This is a genomic window from Mucilaginibacter rubeus (genome assembly GCF_003286415.2).
In the GTDB taxonomy this organism is placed as follows: Bacteria; Bacteroidota; Bacteroidia; order Sphingobacteriales; family Sphingobacteriaceae; genus Mucilaginibacter; species Mucilaginibacter rubeus_A.
The window spans coordinates 1,124,906-1,143,696 of record NZ_CP043450.1; the positions used below are offsets into that span (position 1 = coordinate 1,124,906).

Below are 18,791 nucleotides of genomic sequence, written 5' to 3' on the forward strand. Positions count from 1 at the left end.
ATTTTCCGGTATTTAATCCCGGTAGTGGAAAAGTAACCTATTGTTAAGATTTAGGTAATATTTTATCTTTATAAAGTATCTTAATAAGTATCATATAAGGTTTCATATGATGTGGTAAACAGGCTAACCTCTAATCTCCAACCTCTATTCTCTCTTCTTGATCGTTCATTTCGTTCATTATGTAATAGGCGTTCACTTTGTTCATAACCGTTCATATGTGCTTGCAAACGGCTTTTCTGCCTTAACTTTCGGGTAAAATAATAGCGTAGTCAAATCGTTGCCCTGATCATTATAGCTGCTTATTATTTCTACTTATGGAACTGATAGCTTTATCGTGATTATTGGCATTTTAATAAATGTTGATATGGATAAATTGGACCTTTTAGCTGACAAGCTCGATTTCGTTTACAAAAAGGAGGAAGCCCCCGGCGATATTCGAAGCCTTGTTGCCATTTGCCTTAATTACTGGTACCTTTTCTGTATTGGTATAGTGGTGTGCGTGATTGCCACTTTTGTATATATACAATACGAACCCAGTAAATGGAACATCTCCAGTAAAATTATTGTTGAGGATGAAAAAAACTCACCCACCAAAGCGCTTACCAACGGTGTAAATTCTGATCTGGCATCCTTGTTTGATATCAAGAGCAATGCCGATAACGAGGTTAAGGTGCTTAAATCGCGAAGCCTGATTAAAAGGGTGGTTTACCTGCTCGATCTTAATATCCATATTTATGATAACAACGGCTTTCGCAAAGCCGAGCTGTTTGATGAAGCCCCTTTTAAAATTAACATCGGTTACAAAACAGATAAATTGGTGCCGGCTAATTATACTTTAGAGGTACTGAACAGCAATACTTTCAGGTTGGTAAATGATAAAAGCGCCGAAAGTGTTACCGGCAGTTTTGATAAGGCGGTAAGCCTGCACCAGTATAACCTTACTCTTCACAAAACGCAATACTTTAAGCCCGAAGGCGAGTACAAGATAGGCGTACAAACCCCCAAACAGGTTGAAAAAGAGCTGGATGAAAACTTGGGTGTGGGCCTTGATGATAAGCAGGCTACCGTTATTGACCTTAATCTGAGTTACAGTAACCCCGAGCGTGGGCGGGTGATCCTTCAGAAGCTGATGGATGTTTATTTACAAAATAACCTGGCCAACAAAATTCGCATTGCCGACAGTACCATGAAGTTCATTGACAAACGCCTGGTAGTTGTTGGTGCCGAATTGGGCAAGGTTGAGAAAAACCTGGAACAGTATAAAGTTAAAAATGGCATTTCGGATATTAACGCACAGTCGAAAGCCCTGATTGAAGGTGCCAACGCCTATCAAAGTAAACTGAATGACAATGAAGTGCAGCTTGCCATAGCTAATGACCTTTATAAATATGTAAGCGATGAGGCCAACCCCCAGGTGGTGCCAAGCTCTTTAATTACCAAGGATATGGCCTTTGGTACCGCGATAAACGGCTATAACGAAATGCTGCTGCGCAAGGAGCAATTACGCCTCACGCTTACCGATAACAGCGTGATCATCAAAAACCTCGATCAGCAAATTGAGCTGGCCCGCCAGGCGCTGGTAACCAGTTTGAGCAATTATCGCAATAGTCTTCATGTATCGCAATCTGCATTCAAAAAGCAGAATGCTACTATCGAGAACAAAATTACAAACGCGCCGGTAAAAGAACGGATCTACCTGGATTATGCCCGCGAGCAAAGCCTTAAGCAGGATTTATACCTGTTCCTCCTGCAAAAGCGTGAGGAAACCGCTATTTCACAAACCGCTACGCTTTCGAGCTGTCGCATCTTAGATGATGCCGATGCCGACGAGAAACCCTTCGCTCCAAAAAAATCATTGCTTTATCTTATTGGTGCAATTGCAGGTATTTGTATCCCTGCAGCGGGGCTTAGTATTAAAGAGTTGCTGAACACACGCATCAATACCAAGGCCGATATCAATAAACATACCAGCGTGCCTTTATTTGGCGAGATAAGCCGGGGCGATAAACGTTCAAAATCGCTGGTTTATAATGATTCGCGTTCGGCTGTAGCTGAAGAGATCAGGGCGCTCCGAACCAGTTTAAAGTATGTTACCGATAATAAAAAAGGCTCAAACGTGATCATGTTTACTTCAAGTATGAGCGGTGAGGGTAAATCCTTCATCTCGCTTAATCTTGGTAATTCCATAGCGCTTACAGGTAAAAAGGTTGTGTTACTTGAGCTTGACCTGCGTAAGCCTAAGCTGCTTAAAAATATAGGAATGAAGGATGACTATGGCTTTACAAACTATGTCATATCGCCCGAAGGCTGTGTTGACTGCCTGGTTAAGCCCTTTGAAACTAATCCCAATTTCTTTTATATATCATCGGGCCCTGTACCGCCTAATCCGGCCGAGCTGCTGATGGATGGCAGGCTTAAAACCCTCATTGAAGATCTTAAGAAAAAGTTTGATTACGTGATTATTGATACCGCCCCGGTAGGACTGGTATCGGACGCACTGATCATTGAGGAGTTTGTTGATGTTACCTTTTACGTAGTGCGTCAAAACTATACCCTCAAAACACAACTGGGTATTGTAAATGATCTGCATCGCACCAAAAAAGCCAAACACATGTACCTTATAGTTAATGATATTGAAATGCGCACCAATACCATTACAGGGTACGGGCACGGCTACGGCAGCTATGGTTACGGATCGCCCTATGAAGACACTAACAGCAGCAAAGTTGCAGACTGGTTGAAGAAAATTAAAATGAACGTTTGGTAGAGTAAGCTTTTTAATCTGCCTTGAATCCCCCTAAACCCATTTTATGTTGCAGGTATTAACAGTTGGTATTAACAGGTTTTTTAATAAAGGTCATGAACGTTCGGTAAGGGCGCGGAAAAATATTTTCCGTTCCATCATACTGAAGGGTGGGAGCGTGGTTATAACGCTGGTCATGATCCCGCTTACCATCAGGTATGTAAATCCAACCCAATATGGTATATGGCTTACGTTAAGTTCGCTTATAACCTGGGCGGCCTTATTTGATATGGGGTTAGGTAACGGCCTAAAAAACAAACTGGCCCAGGCCATAGCCCTTAATGAGCCCGAAAAGGGACGGGTTTACATTAGTTCAACCTACGCCATCATGGGGGTTATCGGGATACTGATGTTCGCGGTCTTCTACTTTATTAATCCGTTTATTAAGTGGACAAGCATTTTAAATGTACCTGATGATGGCAGCGGTTACCTGAACAAGGTTGTGTTGATCATCTTCGGCTTTTTTTGTTTTCAGTTTGTGGTACAACTGATTAATACTGTGCTGGCGGCTAACCAGGAGCCGGCAAAAACAGCACAGCTGAACCTTGTAGGGCAGGTACTTTCGCTACTTGCCATATTAATATTGATGAAATTGATGCCAGGTTCGTTAACCTGGCTGGTGATGGTGATGGCGGGTGTGCCTTTGTTAGTAATGCTTGGGGGAAGTGTGCTAATGTTTAAAGGCGATTACAGGTCACTGGCACCCGCCATCTCCGTAGTAAATTTTAAAAGCGCTAAACAAATGCTTGGCGTTGGCAGCACATTTTTCATTATCCAGATCTGCGCGCTGGTTATGTATGAGTCGGATAATATTGTTATTACCCAGTTGTTTGGCCCTAAGGAGGTTACCACGTTCAATATCGCCTACAAATTATTTTCGGTTGTGCTGATGTTTTTTGTGGTGGTGATAACGCCTTTCTGGAGCGCCTTTACCGAAGCTTATACTAAAAACGAGTATGAGTGGATCAAAAATGCCCTCGCCAAAATTAATAAGCTTTGGCTGGGCCTCAGCTTATGCACAATAGTGCTCACGGCGCTGTCGCCCTGGCTGTATGATGTGTGGGTTGGTAAAAGCGTTTCTATGCCGCTGAGTCTTTCAATAGCCATGTGCATTTACATTATAACGCTTATATGGCAGGCTATCCACGTGCAATTTTTGAACGGCATAGGTAAGATTAGGCTGCAGTTGTATTTGGGCGTAGCAACGTCGGTAGTGAATATCCCGCTGTCTGTTTTATTTGGGAAACTTATAGGCGTGGCAGGCATCCCGCTTGCAAACGCTGTCATTTTTGTGGTGATGGGGATAGTTTTTTCTACTCAGACCAACAGGATCATTAACCGAACGGCAACCGGAATTTTTAACAGGTAAGGAGAATAGCAAAATGACACCAGCATATATCATCAGGAAATTTTACAGGGCTTTAAGGGTGGTTTACTTCAAGTCGGCCAAAAATTATTCGCATGTGGTTACAACGTTCAAATTCTGGTTGAACGGGGTAAGTTTCAACAGTGATTTTACCGGGTACGGCATTCCTATTCTTGATATTAACATGAAGGGGAAATTCTCCATCGGAAAAAAGTTCTGGTTTAACAGCGGTAAATACCATGCCATGGGTGGACGTCAGCAGCAATGTTATTTTGTGGTAGCCGCCGGCGGCGAACTAACCATTGGCGATTATGTAGGCTGCACCTCGGTAGCCTTCATCTGCCACGATAAGATCAAGATCGGCAACCATGTAAAAATTGGTATCAATACCGTGATCTATGATACCGATTTCCACTCGCTGTACGCCGAAGCCCGTAATGATATCCCCGAGCGCCTGGATGGTTTACGCACCAAGCCGGTGATCATCAAAGACGGGGCTTTTATTGGCGGCCATACCACTATTTTAAAAGGCGTAACTATCGGGAAAAATTCGATAGTAGGAGCGGGGTCGGTAGTTTTTCAAAGTATACCCGACGAGCAGATCTGGGCCGGAAACCCGGCGGTTTATATACGTGATACTTATAAAATGGAGTTGGAAGTATGCAGCAGGTAAATCAGGCAGTTTATGCCCTTTTGTTTTTGGTGATGGTGCTGGCATCGTTCTTCCATATGCAGGCGCCTGTGCTTGGTCTGGCTGTACTTATTATTTTGCCACCGGTAAAGCATCAGTTTGCGGCTATTAAAATGGCTGGGGTTTTCGCTGTTTTACTTATCCCTGCCATGCTTGGCTTAATAGTAGGCTATCGCAATAGCACATACCTCATTTTTAAGGATTTTTATTATTTCTCGATACCCATATTATTTACGCTTGCGGGTATCATGCTGGCAAGGCGCATAGAGGTTGAATTGTTCCTGAAAACGGTGGTTATAGCGGGCGTACTGGTTTCTTTTCTTGTAACAGGCATATCCATATCATACATGGGTGTCGGTGCGCTTACCGATCCGTATTCGGCGCATTACGCTATTGGTATCGTAGGCGCACCTGCGCCTCCCATAGCATTAGCGTGTTTGCTATTTACCTGGAAGTTTAATATCAAGCTGTTTCAGCGCAATTTGTTCAGGCTTTTTTTAGGTGTAAATGCCTTTGGTGTTTATATGTTTGCTTCGCGTACGTATCTTATTATTACCCTGTGTTTTGTATTGCTGCTTGTAGCTGATAAGATAAAAAAGGTATGGATTTTTCCTGTTATATTTTTGCTGGGGGTATTTGTTATAGTAGTTCCCTTTTTCACAATCAGCTTAAATTCTGATAGTACCTTCCTGAACAAAATCATGGGTTCATTTAATGAAGTGAGTGTAGGTAATTTCAATACCGAGCAGGATATTAATCTTCGTTATCGTGGTTATGAGTCATTTATGGCATTCAGGGGCTACCTGAGTGGTGGGCTGCCCGACTGGATATTTGGTGGCCTTGGCAAGCTTATCGATTTAAAAACAGTTGTACACCTTGGCGAAGATGCGGATCTGCAGTATATCCCGGTTTTGCATAACGGATGGCTCTATATCCTGGTTAAAACCGGGGCTGTAGGTGTACTGGTTTACATGAGCATATTTTTCGGGCTTATCGTAACCAAATGGCGCACCTATGCCGATGCGATGAGTAAGCCGATTATCCGGATTTTTTCGGCCTTTATTATCGGTTGTGTATTGAGTTTACTGCTCACCAATTATATCGTAACAGCCTTTTTTAACATGGAAATGAGCGTGGTTATGGTATTGCTTGGTTATAGTTATATGAATGTGCACGTATTGATGCACAAATTGAAAATAAGGGAGCAAGCTATAGAATTTCAATTGGCGGGTTTAAATATTTAATGAGGATCAGGATATGGAGCAAATTTACAAGCCACAAAAGGTAACCATCATCACGGTTGTATATAACGCGGTAAATACCATTGAGGATACTATACAAAGCGTTATTAATCAAGCTTATAAAAACTTGGAATATATCATTGTTGACGGTGGATCGACCGATGGCACATTGCAGATTATCGAAAAATATCGCAACCGGGTAGATCGCTTTATCAGCGAACCCGATAAAGGTATCGGAGATGGCTTTAACAAAGGCATCTCCATGGCCTCGGGCGAGTGGATAGGCATGATCAATGCCGACGACTGGTATGCTGAAGATGCCGTGGAGAACATTATGAACCATATATCAAAGAGTGATTTTGTTTGCTGCGGTAATATCAGGTTGATGGGCAACAACGGTACCGAGCGTGATAAAAGGAGTAAGGTGGGTTGGTTAAATTTTGGCATGTACGTTATGCATCCAAGCTGTTTTGTGCGCAGAAGTGTGTACCGGCATGTGGGAAACTATGATATCGGCCTGCGCATAGCCATGGATTTTGATATGTTTTTGCGGATCAAAAGATTGGGTTACAGCATAAAATATATCGACAAGGTGATAGCATATATGCGTACCGACGGCGTTAGCAACGATACCGTTAAAATGCACCGCGAAGAGTTAAAGGTAATGAGGAGGCATCTTCGCGGTATTAACTACCTGTTATCATACCTGTTTAATTACCTGAACAGATTGCGCTGGCGCTTTTTTTACAAAGATCCATTCCGGAAACAAATGACATTGAAAGCTTAAGGATATGAATAAGAAGATACTTATATCAGCCTACGCTATATCGCCAAGTAAAGGTTCGGAATATGGCGCGGCCTGGAACACGGTCATGAACCTTTCCACAAGGCACAAACTTTGGGTGATCTACGGTATGTCTGATGATCATATGGGCGATACCCAAACCATGCGCTCGTATCTATCTGAAAATAAAGTTGCCAACGTGAATTTTATTGAGGTACAGCCTGGCTTCTTTGCCAAAACTATCAACCTGCTTAATAAAGCCGGCTTGGGCTGGTTCTTTTACTTCGCCTATTATCTGTGGCAAAAGGAGGCATATAGGGCAGCACAAAAACTACTGGAAACTATTGATATTGATGTGGTGCATCAGCTTGGGCCAATTGGCTATCGTGAACCCGGCTTTTTATACAAATTGGGCAAGCCAACAGTTTGGGGGCCAATAGGTGGTATGATGGTTATTGATAAACGCTTAATGCGCAATAAACCATTGGCTACCCGTATCAAGTTTTCGCTTAAAAATATTATTAACCGGGTACAGCTGGGCTATTCGGTACGAATAAAAGAGGCGTTTAAACAGGCCGATGTGCTAATCTCCGCGACAAAGACCGGGCAGCAAACGATCACGAGCAAATTTGGTCGTGATAGTTATTACCTGTCAGAGCAGGGTATTATAGGCAATGTATCATTGAACGAAACAAAATTTGCCGGTGATATTGTGCAATTGGTATGGAGCGGCACCCATATCGAGCGGAAAAACCTGCAGCTATGTCTTGATGCTTTGGCTATTGTAAAAAACAACAACTGGCGGCTTCATGTATTGGGCTCAGGGCCGCTCACGGGCAAACTAAAGCAGTATGCAGCCAAATTGAATTTGCAGAATAAAATTACATGGTACGGGCACTTAAGCCGTAACGAAGCGATGGCTATAATGGCAGCTTCACACCTGCATATTATTACCAGCATAGCGGAGGATAACCCGGCCGTGGTTTTTGAAGCCATGAGCTGTGGCATTCCTTCGCTTACTATTGATCATCATGGCATGGGCGACGTAATCTGCAATAAATGCGGTATTAAAGTGCCGGTTGATGAATATCCTGTAATGGTTAAAAGTATAGCGGAATGTTTGGATGGATTACTTGTGAAGCCCGAACTGCTAAGGGGACTCGCCCTTACCACAATTGCTTATGCAACTGCCTTTAAGTGGGATAAAAGGCTTGATACACTTGATGAGGCTTATTCAAAAGCAATCAGGTTACGTGAGCAGAGTGCCGGTTACTTAATTGAAAACGAAAATTTAATTGCCTTGTGATATGAGTAACCAGGATTTGAAGATACGGGTTGGTATAGACGCAAAGTGGTATTTTGACGGGCCACCGAGCGGTCACATGGTAGTTAAAAACCTGGTAGATGAAATTATTAAAGCAGGCGATGACAGGGTTGAATTATGTCTTTTCCTGGTAAGTAAAAACAAGAAAAAGGCCAAAGCGCATTTTCCGGAGCATATAAGGCTCATTTTTTTACCTGGTATCCCCAACTTGTTATCAAATCTGTTCCTGCTGCCTTTAATGACATTGTTGTATGATATAGATGTAGTATTGTTTCAAAATTTTGGCAGTGCATGGCCTGCACGAGCGTTAAAGATAGTTTATATTCATGATGTGCTGTTTCTTGACTATCCGCAGTACTACACCAAAGCTGAGGTGGGTTATTTTAAACAGATGGTCCGCTTTGCAGCTAATGTTGATCAGATCATCACCATATCAAATTGCGAGAAAGAGCGCATGCATAAACATGGCCTGAATGCACCGCTGGGTATCAACGTTGTTTATCATGGCATTAATGGAGCTTTTAAGTCGCTACATACCTATAGCGATGATGAAATTATAGCACTGGAGCAAAAGTACAATTTACCTCAAGCCTATTTACTTTACGTTGGCAGGGTAAATGTTCGTAAAAATATTCTTGGCCTGGTTAAAGCGCTGAACTTATTGCGGGATTTTGATCATAAGCTGGTTATAGCCGGCGAAAGGGGGACCTATCCGGAACTTGACGACTATATAAGTGCAACGCAGCTTGAAGATCGTATTATTTTTACCGGGCACATACCCGAGGCCGATCTGCGTTTACTTTACGCCCGGGCAAAGGTGTTTTGTTTCCCGTCATACGCCGAGGGCTTTGGTCTGCCACCACTTGAGGCTATGCAATGCGCCGTTCCCGTTGTAGTTGCCGATCGCACATCAATGCCCGAAGTTTGTGGCTATGCCGCAAGTTACGCTAATCCTGATGATGAAAAATCAATGGCGGGAGCAATTGAATTGCTTTTGAGTAATCCGGATCTATATAACGAAAAAGTAAACCATGGCTTAAAACAAGCAAGCAAATTTTCATGGGCAAAAGCCGCAAACGAAATATTAACCTTAATTACTGAAGCTTATGCTGGTAGAGAAAATTATTCGGAAGCTCAAGCGTAATCCCGATTATAAGTGGGAGAGCAGGTACACTTTCAGGGATATGAGGGTGATACTATCGGGCAGGGTTGGACAAATAATGAGGGGCGGATACACTCGTCTGTTTTTAAAACACGTTGAAGGTCTGCTTTTTATCGGGAGAAACGTTAAAATAAAGCATGCATATCTTTTTTCGGCGGGTAAAAATCTAATCATAGAGGACAATGTTTTTATTAATGCCTTATCGCATGACGGGATAATGGTAAAAGATAATGTTTCCATTGCCCGCAATTGTACATTGGTTGGTACCGGTATTATATCGCAAAAAGGTAAAGGCATCAGTATTGGCAATAACACCGGCATAAACGCAGGTGCATATCTCGGTGGCCAGGGGGGCATTGAAATAGGAGATAACGTGATTATTGGTCCGGGGGTACAGGTGTTTTCTGAAAATCATAATTTTTCAGATATCAATGTTAACATTAAAGATCAGGGCGTATCCCGTAATGGTGTGGTTATCAAAAATGATTGCTGGATAGGGGCCGGAGCCATTATTTTGGCCGGTGTTACTATAGGCAACGGTTGTGTAATTGCCGCGGGGAGCGTAGTTACCCGTTCTGTTGATAATGATTCGGTAGTAGCGGGTGTGCCCGGTAAAGTTTTGAAAAACCGTAAAGTGATTAGCGTAGGGAAAGTAGCGTAATATTTTAAACAACAATTTCGATTAATCATGAATATAGCCGAACAAAATATAATGAATACGCCAACGGAGGAAGCTTCTGCGGCTGTGGCAACGTCTGTTCAAAAATTAATAGGTTCGCTTATTTATATCATTTGCGGCTTTATTGGTTATTTGCCTTTTCACACCCTGCGGATTAGCTGTTTACGTTTATTGAATGCAAAGATTGGTAAACGTACTGGTGTTTATAGAGGGTTTGAGGTAAGGAGGCCGCGTTTTTTAACTATTGGAAATAGTTCGGTTATTGGTCACGGTGCATTACTTGATGCCCGTTGTGGTTTAACTATTGGCGATAATGTTAACTTAAGTAACGAAGTGATGATCTGGACTTTACATCACGATTATAATGACAGCGGCTTTGGCCAAACCGGTGCGCCTGTTTCTATTGGTAATTATGCCTGGATCTGCTCAAGGGCAATTATTTTACCCGGCGTTACCATTGGCGAAGGAGCTGTAGTTGCCGCCGGCGCGGTAGTTACCCGCGATGTTGCACCCTATACAGTAGTTGGCGGTGTGCCGGCCAAAGCTATAGCTAACCGGAACAAGAATCTTAATTACGACTTGGGCAATGCCATTTTGCCAATTATCTGAGGTTTAATATTTCCAGGTTATATTTTCTTTAAGAACCCGCATCGGGTTACCGCCAAAAATGCTTTTCTCGCCAACAAGCTTTTTAGTTACTAATGATCCTGCCGCTATAATACTTCCATTAGGCAGGTTGGCCCCTTTTAAAATAGTACAACGGCAGCCCACCCAAACATTATCGCCAATAATAACCTCCTTGGGGTGATTAAAAACCTGGCCGTTTTCATCAAAAATATGATGGAAATCTGTGTCCATTACCAGGCTTTCCCAGCTTATGCCGCTGTTGTTGCCAATGGTGATTTTCTTTTCGGCAACCAGGGCGCATTCGGTGCTCATGTTAAAGTTTTCGCCAAAAATGAGCTGACCATTTTCGCCAACATTTATTTTACATCCATGCATAATAAACGCGCGGCCATTAAAAACAACTTCGCCAAACACCTGCCAAACACCCCGGGCCCTTTTAAAATCAGAGATGCCTACTTTGCCATAACCAATTTGTATCAACGCTGTTTTGATGGGGCCATTTATGGTAATCTTTCCTTTGGTTTCGTGAAGGTAAATGTTGTTTGAAATTAAAACAGGCAGTTTTATCGCTGTTTTAAACGGGAAGTATTTGAAATTAAAAACAATGGTTTTCAGGTTGATGCGCGAAAGCAGTTTTAGTGTTTTGCTCATTTATTATTAAGGTTAAATGGCTAAAAATATGTTTAAATATAAATAATCTAATAAACTCCCCAATCTGTAAGTCGTTACCCCCGCGCCGTTAAAAATTTCAGCTTACGTTTCAGCTTTGGAGCGGACTAAAGATAAGTAAAATGTCTGGTAAATAATAGTTTCATAATACTATTATTGCGAAATTATTATTATGTTTTTGTTTCTTTTGTTCATGTCTGTTCGCTCTGTTCATTCTATTCATATCCCCTTAAAAAGCGTCAAAATTGCGTTTTTGTGCGTAATATTAGTCATTCGTTAGTTTTTAAAACTAAACCCTGAGTGGTTATTAAAGCTAATGTATTTTTTAATTAATATTAATATAATATCAAAATTTTGGCTTATGCGTATTGCTATTATCGGAACCAGAGGAATTCCCAATCACTATGGTGGTTTTGAACAATGTGCCGAATATTTATCGGTTGGCTTAGTAAAAAAAGGGTATGAAGTTGTGGTTTATAACTCGCATAATCATCCCTATCAGCAAAAACAATGGAATGGCGTTGAAATAAGGCATTGTTATGATCCCGAATGTAAATTGGGTACCATTGGCCAGTTTTTTTACGATCTCAACTGTATCAGGGATCTGCGCCGCGGCAATTTTGATATTATACTACAGTTAGGATATACCAGCAGTTCGGTTTGGTCATGGTTTTTTCCGCGTAATACGGTTGTTACCACCAACATGGATGGCCTTGAATGGAAACGGGCTAAATATTCAAAGCCGGTACAGCGCTTTTTGCAGTTTGCAGAAAAATTAGCCGTGAAATATAGTGACCATCTCATTGCCGACTCCACCGAGATACAACGCTATTTAGGAAATAAATACAAGAAGGAAGCCACTTTTATCCCTTATGGAGCCGAACTGTTCGAAAAACCTGATCCGGCAGTTTTGGATGATTATGGCGTTAAAGTTCATGATTATGATATGCTGATTGCAAGGATGGAACCAGAAAACAGCATAGAAACTATACTTGACGGCGTTGTAAGGGCCAACAGGGAACGGCCGTTCCTGGTGGTTGGTAATACCACCAATGATTTTGGCGAATACCTGAAGCTAAAATTCGCACCTTATCATAAAATAAAATTTGTAGGTGGGATTTATGATATGGCGAAACTGAATAATCTCCGCTACTACTCAAATCTGTATTTCCATGGGCATACGGTTGGTGGTACAAATCCTTCTTTGCTTGAGGCAATGGGTTCAAACAGCCTGATATGCTCGCATGATAATAAATTTAACCGGGCGGTATTGGGTGACGATGCCTTTTACTTTAGTACAGCTATGGATGTAGCCGAACATTTACGCGCTGCAAGCAAGAGTGATAACGCTTATGCACACTTTTTGGCAAATAACACGGACAAGATCAAAACGGTTTATACCTGCGAAAATATCGTGAACCAGTATGCCAGCCATTTTGAAAGCATTAAACCACGTACCGTTAAAACTCAGCCTGCACTACCAGGAAATGTAGAAGTAGCACTATATCTCGAAAACGCTTAAACAACAAATTAATTTTTCCCCCATAAAGATGATCAAATGTAATTTCCCCCTGCCATTAAAATTGGTTTTAATGGCATTTTTTCTGCTGAGTTTCTGCAGCTCCTGTTCTTATAAACAGAATCAGGCTTTCCTTGAACGAAAAGATGCAAACGCTCCCATAACGGGCTTCACAGGAAATGTTCAGGTTTATAAAATAAAGCCGCAGGATATTTTGCAGGTGCGAAACCTGCAGAGTATTAAATATATAGTTGATGACGTCCCCGCGGGTGCTGGTGCGGGCACCGGGGCTTCATCTCCGGGAGGAGGAGCGGCAGCGGCCGGCCAAAGCTATGAGGTAGCCGAAGACGGAACCGTTGCGTTGCCTGTAATTGGCCGGGTAAAGGTTGATGGTTTATCAAGGCTGGAAGCTGCCAATAAAATCCAGGACCTGTATGGCAAAGATCTCATCAAAAATCCCATTATCGATGTAAAGATCATTAATCTTAAGGTAACAGTACTCGGCGAGGTAAGGCGCCCCGGTAATTACCAATTAATAAAGGATAATGCCAGTTTAATAGATATGCTTGGCGAGGCCGGTGGCATTACCGACAAAGGAAACGAGAAACATGTTAAAGTTGTTCGTGGCGGTATTGTAAACCCGCAAATCATAGAGCTTGACTTAAGCGATGTGGCTTCGTTATCCAGTCCGGCTATGATTATGCAAAACAATGATGTGGTTTACATCGAGCAAAACAAGAAATCATTACGTAACGAAAAACTGCAGAATTTTTCAACCTTAATACAGCCTATATTGCTTCTGCTTAACTCGGCGCTTATCATAACAACAATAAAGTAAAAAGGTATCACTCTTCTTAAAAAGTTAACGCCCCGGTACAAAAGCCGGGGCGCTTTTTTGTATCAGGTAATTGAATAAAATGAACTGCTAAAAAACACAGGGTTATTGTATATCTTACAATAGTGAAACCTAAATATTGAATTTTTGAAAAAAAAGCAGCGCTTTTAGCGGCTTGCTGACCAATTTATAATGGAAACTTCTGTTACCATAACTGAAAAAGATAGCGCGTTTAACGTATTGTTTTACCAAAATCCGCTCCCCGCATGGATAGTTGAAACTAATACGTTAAGGGTTATTGCTGTTAACGATGCGGCTGTGAGGCAGTACGGTTATGAGCGGGAGGAGTTTTTAAAAAATACCATCTCCCTGCTTAACCTGCCCGAAGAAGACGAAGGTTTTAATACGCTTTTAAAAAAGTTAGAACATAATCAAGCAGTAAAAAAACAGCTTACCCATCTTAAAAAAGATGGCACACCTATATATGTTAATGTAACCTCATATAGTATAAAATTTTGTAATTGCTGCTGTGGCATGATCATGGTGAACGGTATTGTTGAAAAATGCCGGGGAGCTGATATGTTCAACGGGCATTTTACCGAGGTTGAAAACCTGGCATTTATTAATTCGCACATGATCAGGAAGCCGCTGGCAAACATACTGGGGATTATTTATGCGCTTGAGGCCTGCGGACAGGACAAATGTGAGCTTGCAGAATCGATAAACATGTTGAAATTAAGTGCCGATGAACTTGATATGGTAATCAGGAAAATTAATTTACAATTGGAGTACCGTTTTATTTGAATACGAATTGATAGATTTTATCAGTACTGTTGAGGTACTATTAAACTTAAGGACTACTATATAATAAGCTGATGGAAAATGAACAAAACCTGCCTGGCATACAATACGTAGCTTCCTTAATAATTTTAGTAATGGTATATGTTAGTTAACCAATACCCCTTTTAATGGAAAACGAATCAGGTAAAGTATTTGCACCCTTAAACTCTGGCGCTGAAAAGCTGCAATCATTTTTTATGGAGCATCTTAACCGGCTTTATTGCGCTAAAGCGCATATCATTGAACGCCTGCCGGATATAGCGGATGCCGATTGTTTTAGAAGTATAAAAGGCACCATAAATGAAACCATTGAGCGTGCCGAGGTGCAGGTATACAAAATGGATCAGATCTATAATTTATTTAAAACCCAATATTCATTTGATACCGTTAGTAACCTGGTTAGTTTTTTAGAAAAATCCTTTACTAATTTTCAGTGGAACATGACCGACCCGGATCTTGGGCTTATCATGATCCTTTCATATCTGAGCTTTATTGAATGTCTTGAAGGTGCTTCTGTGCACATATTAAAAATGCTCGCTATCAAATTGCAAAACGAAAAGCTTTCATTTTTATTAAGAGAAGATTTTGTTAATGTTGATAGTACGCTTGCCTCTCAACTGACTAATATGTATACCGAAACCGCCCACTACTAAGTTCCGGCTCTCTCAGTTTTAGATAAGATAATGAGTGTTTGTTTAACCAATAGTTATATCTCCTGGTCAGGATGTTCATTTTATGCAATATTGTTCATTCTTGTTCATTTTTTGTTTTAAAACTAACTGGAATATTATAAGCTGTTTTAAGTAAACTTAATAAAGGCATTTACGTAATATTGTATAAAGTTTCGCTGATATTATTATTACTATCATGGAATTTTAAATAATTTACTAAATTATTAGTTAATAATTGAGCCGTATTTTCTACAGCTTACGTCCTGATATCAATTAATAATTTCCGTTTTTAGTTTGTTTTAAAAAGTAAAGTGTATATGACAGTTATTTCCCACGCTCATTATGATTTGTTAAAAAGGGAGATACTCACCGCTACCGGATTCAAAAGCATCAGCCCGGCCGATTGCCGGGTAATATCTGCGCTGGTAACAAGTAAAACTAAACATTGCATAAGTGAAACCACCCTTAAGCGGATTTATGGTTTTGCATTAAGCAGGTTTAATCCATCGTCGTTTACACTTGATGTACTTTGTAAATACTGTAATTATAATAGCTGGAAGGAGTTTTGTGAGATTCAGATCCAGGATGACCTTGAGCCTTCAAACAATGATTTTGACTGGAACCAGATCCGAAAAAAAGCAGCAAGTATAAGCAACTTAACCTTGCAGGCCGCCAGGAACCGGGCCGGGATCCCTTATCATTATGTCATTAAAAGAGAACTTGTAAACGCTCACCTGAGCGAGTTTATACATTCGGCCTTTACAAATGCAATTTTGTGCGCTCCGGCCGGATATGGGAAAACAATGGCATTGTGCCAATGGGTTGAAGATAGATTGGAGCTGAACGCAGCCAATTTACGCAACGACGTTATTTTGTTTATTAATAGTAACGCGCTTATAAACGCTTTGCAAAGCAGGCGTAATTTGTTTGAATGGGTTTTAGCGCTTTTAGGCTGCAGCACTAATCAGCAATTAACGGCATTGGTTAATAAAAGGCAGAGCAATGGAGGAAAGTTTTATCTGTTGATTGACGGTTTTGATGAACATGTTACGGGGAGCGATCAGTTTCAGGCTATTTTGAATTACCTTTTAAATGGCCTTAGTATATGCCAAAATTATGAGTGGTTAAAACTTGTACTGTCCCTGCGTTCGTCAACCTGGATAAATTACAAGCATGAGTTACAGGTTGGTAATAATACCTGGTTTACGGGGTTTCATCCCGATAGCAGCAAGCATAATAATGTACCATTGCTTAGTCATAAGGAGGTAAATGAGCTTTGTCTCAAAATTAATCCTTCACTATCCAATACCATCAGTTTTGAAGCAGCTGAAACACTAAGCCATCCCCTGTTTTTTCAATATTATTATAAGCATTACCGTGGTAATTTTTCATTGAGCAGCCTAAATAATGTTTGCCTTTATGAGCTGTCTGCCTCATTTATATTAAATAACATTTACCTGGGTAAAAATGCTACTGAAAAAGTGTTCATTATAAAAAGCCTGGTTGAAAATATGGATATCAGGGGTGGTCATTTTGATGTTGAGAAAATCAATGTATTAAACCTGCTCAAACAACATAATCCGGCTTACCAGGAATTGCTGAGCATTGGCTTTTTAAAAGAGCTTAGTCATAACAATGGGCATAGCATCCACACTTGTATAATCTTTAGTAACAATTTTTTAGAGCACAGTATCGCAAAAACATTGCTGTCATATACCGGTAGCAAGTTTGATGATAGCTTCGCTCAACACTTTAATGATACTTTTACCCGTACGGGGAATAAACTGACCGTATTGAAATGGTGTTTGATGATTGCTATTAAAACCGGGCAGCAAAAAAGCCTTGAACACCTTACCGCTATAAATCTGAATTCGGCGGAGAAGGCGGAGCTAATGATGTTTATAGGTGATTTGCTGGAAAAGGAATGTTCGTCGATGAAAGAGAACGAACTTCTGCTTCAATATTTTAAGCAAGTGTTCAGCGAGAAAATGTTCGACTACTTTTTTAGCCTTGATCTGATCAACCCGGCCTATAAAAAAACACTTTTAACAATGCTGAGGTTTGAGCTTTCTTCAGACCAAAAAATACTTGTCCAAACGGCCTTAGGTATAATTGCTGTAATACAGCTAAACTTAAAAGAGGTTAATATCAGAATTGGAGAGTTAAGAAAGTTTGATCAGGCGGATATTGAAGCATTCGCTATCGATCCCTTAAACTGTCTGACTGCCTTCTACTCATTTTTACATGATGGCGCGATACCGGATGAGGCTTTTAATAAACTCGACCGGTTGTCGTTTTCTCCTGTTTTACAGCCGGATCAGTTAAAACCCTGCGTAGCAAACGATATGCTTTTTATACAGGGGGCTTACACGATGCTCATTTGCGGCGACTTATATAAAGTTGTGAGGTATGTAAATACGGTTAAAAATATTTACAAAACCGATGAAATAGAGCAAGCGGAAACCCCTTTTGCCTTTTTTATAAACCTCTTATTCGGCGAAGCCTGGCATGGGCTTGGTGAAACCGATAAAGCGCTCGGTATATATAATTTAATAGCAGGTACCTTTGGCGACAACGGTGAGCAATTGAGCCCCATTATTAAGGCCCGGTTTTACAGTCTGAAAATAAAACTGCTGATGAATACCTCCCGGGAGGACCTGATAATCGATGAACTGAGATGCGTAAATTCCATTGCTGAGGATTCCGGCAACAAGATTTTGAAAATGAGTGTGCTAATGATGCTGCTCAAACACAATGGTGTGCTTGATAAATATCCTTTTTTCAAACGTCAGGCGGTACATGACCTCACTATGATCATCAATAGGAACGGTCTTAACCGTAATCGTTTTATTGTGCCGGATATGGTAGGTTAGCCCGGTTTATAGCAGGTAAAGTTTAAAAGTTTTTTTATTTAAAAATTTTCTTGTAAATATGCCTTTCCAATCAGTAAACCGATTTACCGCCTGCTTATGCTCCACGAAAAGGAATTTCAAATATGGCCTGATGCCCGGTTATTGGAGCAATTAAGGCTTGATGACCGTAAGGCATTTGAAATTCTGTACCGCAAATATTCGTCGAAGTTGTTTTACGCGGCTTATAATATTTTCAGAGATAAGGATGTTTGTGAAGACCTGGTGCAGGAGCTCTTTATTGATTTATGGACAAAACGCAATCAGCTAAATATCACCTCGCTCGAAGCTTATCTTAAGGTAGCTATAAGGCACCGTGTGCTGTTTTATTTGCGTACTAAAAAAGCATCTGTGGATATCACGGTAATTGAAACACTGGTCGAAAAATATTCGGCAGATAGCAAACTGTTCCAGGCTGATATTGCTCATTTATTGGAAGACGGCGTAGCTCAGCTACCTGAAAAATGCAGGCAGATCTTTACCTTGAGCCGTAAAGAGTATCTCAGTAATAAAGAAATAGCCACCCGGCTAAACATCTCTATCAAAACTGTCGAAAATCAGATCACCATCGCTTTAAGATATCTGCGTACCGGTTTAACAGATTACCTACCATCTGTAGTGGCATTGCTGTTGCTGTATACCTTCGGCAAATAAAATCTAAAAATATTTTC

The 18,791-nt window shown here is 40.9% G+C and carries 16 protein-coding genes; 15 read left to right on the forward strand and 1 reads right to left on the reverse strand.

The window, feature by feature from the left end:
• Positions 1-364 precede the first annotated feature (364 nt).
• Genes DEO27_RS04620 through DEO27_RS31920 form a run of 9 tightly spaced genes read left to right on the forward strand, consistent with a single transcriptional unit; the run spans position 365 to position 10,659 of the window.
• Entirely contained in the window at positions 365-2,767 is a 2,403-nt protein-coding gene (locus DEO27_RS04620; protein ID WP_112576020.1) for a GumC family protein, read from the forward strand.
• Between the two features lie 43 nt (positions 2,768-2,810).
• On the forward strand, positions 2,811-4,172 hold the full coding sequence (locus DEO27_RS04625) for a lipopolysaccharide biosynthesis protein (protein WP_112576021.1): 1,362 nt from the start codon (positions 2,811-2,813) through the stop codon (positions 4,170-4,172).
• Positions 4,173-4,185: 13 nt separating this feature from the next.
• A complete protein-coding gene (locus DEO27_RS04630; protein ID WP_112576022.1) occupies positions 4,186-4,842 on the forward strand; it encodes an acyltransferase in 657 nt (218 codons plus the stop codon).
• Positions 4,830-6,104, forward strand: coding sequence for a hypothetical protein (locus DEO27_RS04635; RefSeq protein ID WP_112576023.1), 1,275 nt, complete (start codon positions 4,830-4,832; stop codon positions 6,102-6,104). The genes DEO27_RS04630 and DEO27_RS04635 overlap by 13 nt, the downstream gene beginning before the upstream one ends.
• Before the next feature lie 13 nt (positions 6,105-6,117).
• Positions 6,118-6,888, forward strand: a complete 771-nt coding sequence (locus DEO27_RS04640; RefSeq protein WP_112576024.1) for a glycosyltransferase family 2 protein — start codon at positions 6,118-6,120, stop codon at positions 6,886-6,888.
• A 4-nt stretch (positions 6,889-6,892) separates the two neighbouring features.
• Positions 6,893-8,191, forward strand: coding sequence for a glycosyltransferase family 4 protein (locus DEO27_RS04645; RefSeq protein ID WP_112576025.1), 1,299 nt, complete (start codon positions 6,893-6,895; stop codon positions 8,189-8,191).
• Position 8,192: 1 nt separating this feature from the next.
• On the forward strand, positions 8,193-9,353 hold the full coding sequence (locus tag DEO27_RS04650; RefSeq protein WP_112576026.1) for a glycosyltransferase family 4 protein: 1,161 nt from the start codon (positions 8,193-8,195) through the stop codon (positions 9,351-9,353).
• The gene (locus DEO27_RS31675; protein WP_112576027.1) at positions 9,316-10,032 is read left to right on the forward strand and encodes an acyltransferase; all 717 of its coding nucleotides are present in this window, start codon (positions 9,316-9,318) and stop codon (positions 10,030-10,032) included. The genes DEO27_RS04650 and DEO27_RS31675 overlap by 38 nt, the downstream gene beginning before the upstream one ends.
• Before the next feature lie 27 nt (positions 10,033-10,059).
• Positions 10,060-10,659, forward strand: coding sequence for an acyltransferase (locus DEO27_RS31920; protein WP_146750161.1), 600 nt, complete (start codon positions 10,060-10,062; stop codon positions 10,657-10,659).
• Positions 10,660-10,662: 3 nt separating this feature from the next.
• On the opposite strand, the gene DEO27_RS04665 is transcribed toward DEO27_RS31920, so the two are convergent.
• Positions 10,663-11,328, reverse strand: coding sequence for an acyltransferase (locus DEO27_RS04665; protein WP_112576028.1), 666 nt, complete (start codon positions 11,326-11,328; stop codon positions 10,663-10,665).
• A 379-nt stretch (positions 11,329-11,707) separates the two neighbouring features.
• Between DEO27_RS04665 and DEO27_RS04670 the strand changes: the two genes are divergently transcribed.
• The 6 genes from DEO27_RS04670 to DEO27_RS04695 all read left to right on the forward strand — a co-directional run bounded on the left by DEO27_RS04670 (position 11,708) and on the right by DEO27_RS04695 (position 18,774).
• Positions 11,708-12,868: a DUF1972 domain-containing protein gene (locus DEO27_RS04670; RefSeq protein ID WP_112576061.1), complete on the forward strand. Its 1,161-nt coding sequence runs from the start codon at positions 11,708-11,710 to the stop codon at positions 12,866-12,868.
• 70 nt (positions 12,869-12,938) lie between these two features.
• Positions 12,939-13,703: a polysaccharide biosynthesis/export family protein gene (locus DEO27_RS04675; protein ID WP_190295324.1), complete on the forward strand. Its 765-nt coding sequence runs from the start codon at positions 12,939-12,941 to the stop codon at positions 13,701-13,703.
• 189 nt (positions 13,704-13,892) lie between these two features.
• Entirely contained in the window at positions 13,893-14,504 is a 612-nt protein-coding gene (locus tag DEO27_RS04680; protein ID WP_112576030.1) for a PAS domain-containing protein, read from the forward strand.
• Between the two features lie 164 nt (positions 14,505-14,668).
• Positions 14,669-15,193, forward strand: a complete 525-nt coding sequence (locus DEO27_RS04685; RefSeq protein WP_112576031.1) for a hypothetical protein — start codon at positions 14,669-14,671, stop codon at positions 15,191-15,193.
• Between the two features lie 335 nt (positions 15,194-15,528).
• Entirely contained in the window at positions 15,529-18,084 is a 2,556-nt protein-coding gene (locus tag DEO27_RS04690; RefSeq protein WP_112576032.1) for a hypothetical protein, read from the forward strand.
• A 96-nt stretch (positions 18,085-18,180) separates the two neighbouring features.
• The gene (locus tag DEO27_RS04695; RefSeq protein WP_112576033.1) at positions 18,181-18,774 is read left to right on the forward strand and encodes an RNA polymerase sigma-70 factor; all 594 of its coding nucleotides are present in this window, start codon (positions 18,181-18,183) and stop codon (positions 18,772-18,774) included.
• Positions 18,775-18,791 lie beyond the last annotated feature (17 nt).

Bases quoted from the DNA above. Each gene is read 5' to 3' on its own strand.
- DEO27_RS04620 (WP_112576020.1), top strand. From the start codon at position 365: ATGGATAAATTGGACCTTTTAGCTGACAAGCTCGATTTCGTTTACAAA.
- DEO27_RS04625 (WP_112576021.1), top strand. From the start codon at position 2,811: ATGTTGCAGGTATTAACAGTTGGTATTAACAGGTTTTTTAATAAAGGT.
- DEO27_RS04630 (WP_112576022.1), top strand. From the start codon at position 4,186: ATGACACCAGCATATATCATCAGGAAATTTTACAGGGCTTTAAGGGTG.
- DEO27_RS04635 (WP_112576023.1), top strand. From the start codon at position 4,830: ATGCAGCAGGTAAATCAGGCAGTTTATGCCCTTTTGTTTTTGGTGATG.
- DEO27_RS04640 (WP_112576024.1), top strand. From the start codon at position 6,118: ATGGAGCAAATTTACAAGCCACAAAAGGTAACCATCATCACGGTTGTA.
- DEO27_RS04645 (WP_112576025.1), top strand. From the start codon at position 6,893: ATGAATAAGAAGATACTTATATCAGCCTACGCTATATCGCCAAGTAAA.
- DEO27_RS04650 (WP_112576026.1), top strand. From the start codon at position 8,193: ATGAGTAACCAGGATTTGAAGATACGGGTTGGTATAGACGCAAAGTGG.
- DEO27_RS31675 (WP_112576027.1), top strand. From the start codon at position 9,316: ATGCTGGTAGAGAAAATTATTCGGAAGCTCAAGCGTAATCCCGATTAT.
- DEO27_RS31920 (WP_146750161.1), top strand. From the start codon at position 10,060: ATGAATATAGCCGAACAAAATATAATGAATACGCCAACGGAGGAAGCT.
- DEO27_RS04665 (WP_112576028.1), bottom strand. From the start codon at position 11,328: ATGAGCAAAACACTAAAACTGCTTTCGCGCATCAACCTGAAAACCATT.
- DEO27_RS04670 (WP_112576061.1), top strand. From the start codon at position 11,708: ATGCGTATTGCTATTATCGGAACCAGAGGAATTCCCAATCACTATGGT.
- DEO27_RS04675 (WP_190295324.1), top strand. From the start codon at position 12,939: ATGGCATTTTTTCTGCTGAGTTTCTGCAGCTCCTGTTCTTATAAACAG.
- DEO27_RS04680 (WP_112576030.1), top strand. From the start codon at position 13,893: ATGGAAACTTCTGTTACCATAACTGAAAAAGATAGCGCGTTTAACGTA.
- DEO27_RS04685 (WP_112576031.1), top strand. From the start codon at position 14,669: ATGGAAAACGAATCAGGTAAAGTATTTGCACCCTTAAACTCTGGCGCT.
- DEO27_RS04690 (WP_112576032.1), top strand. From the start codon at position 15,529: ATGACAGTTATTTCCCACGCTCATTATGATTTGTTAAAAAGGGAGATA.
- DEO27_RS04695 (WP_112576033.1), top strand. From the start codon at position 18,181: ATGCTCCACGAAAAGGAATTTCAAATATGGCCTGATGCCCGGTTATTG.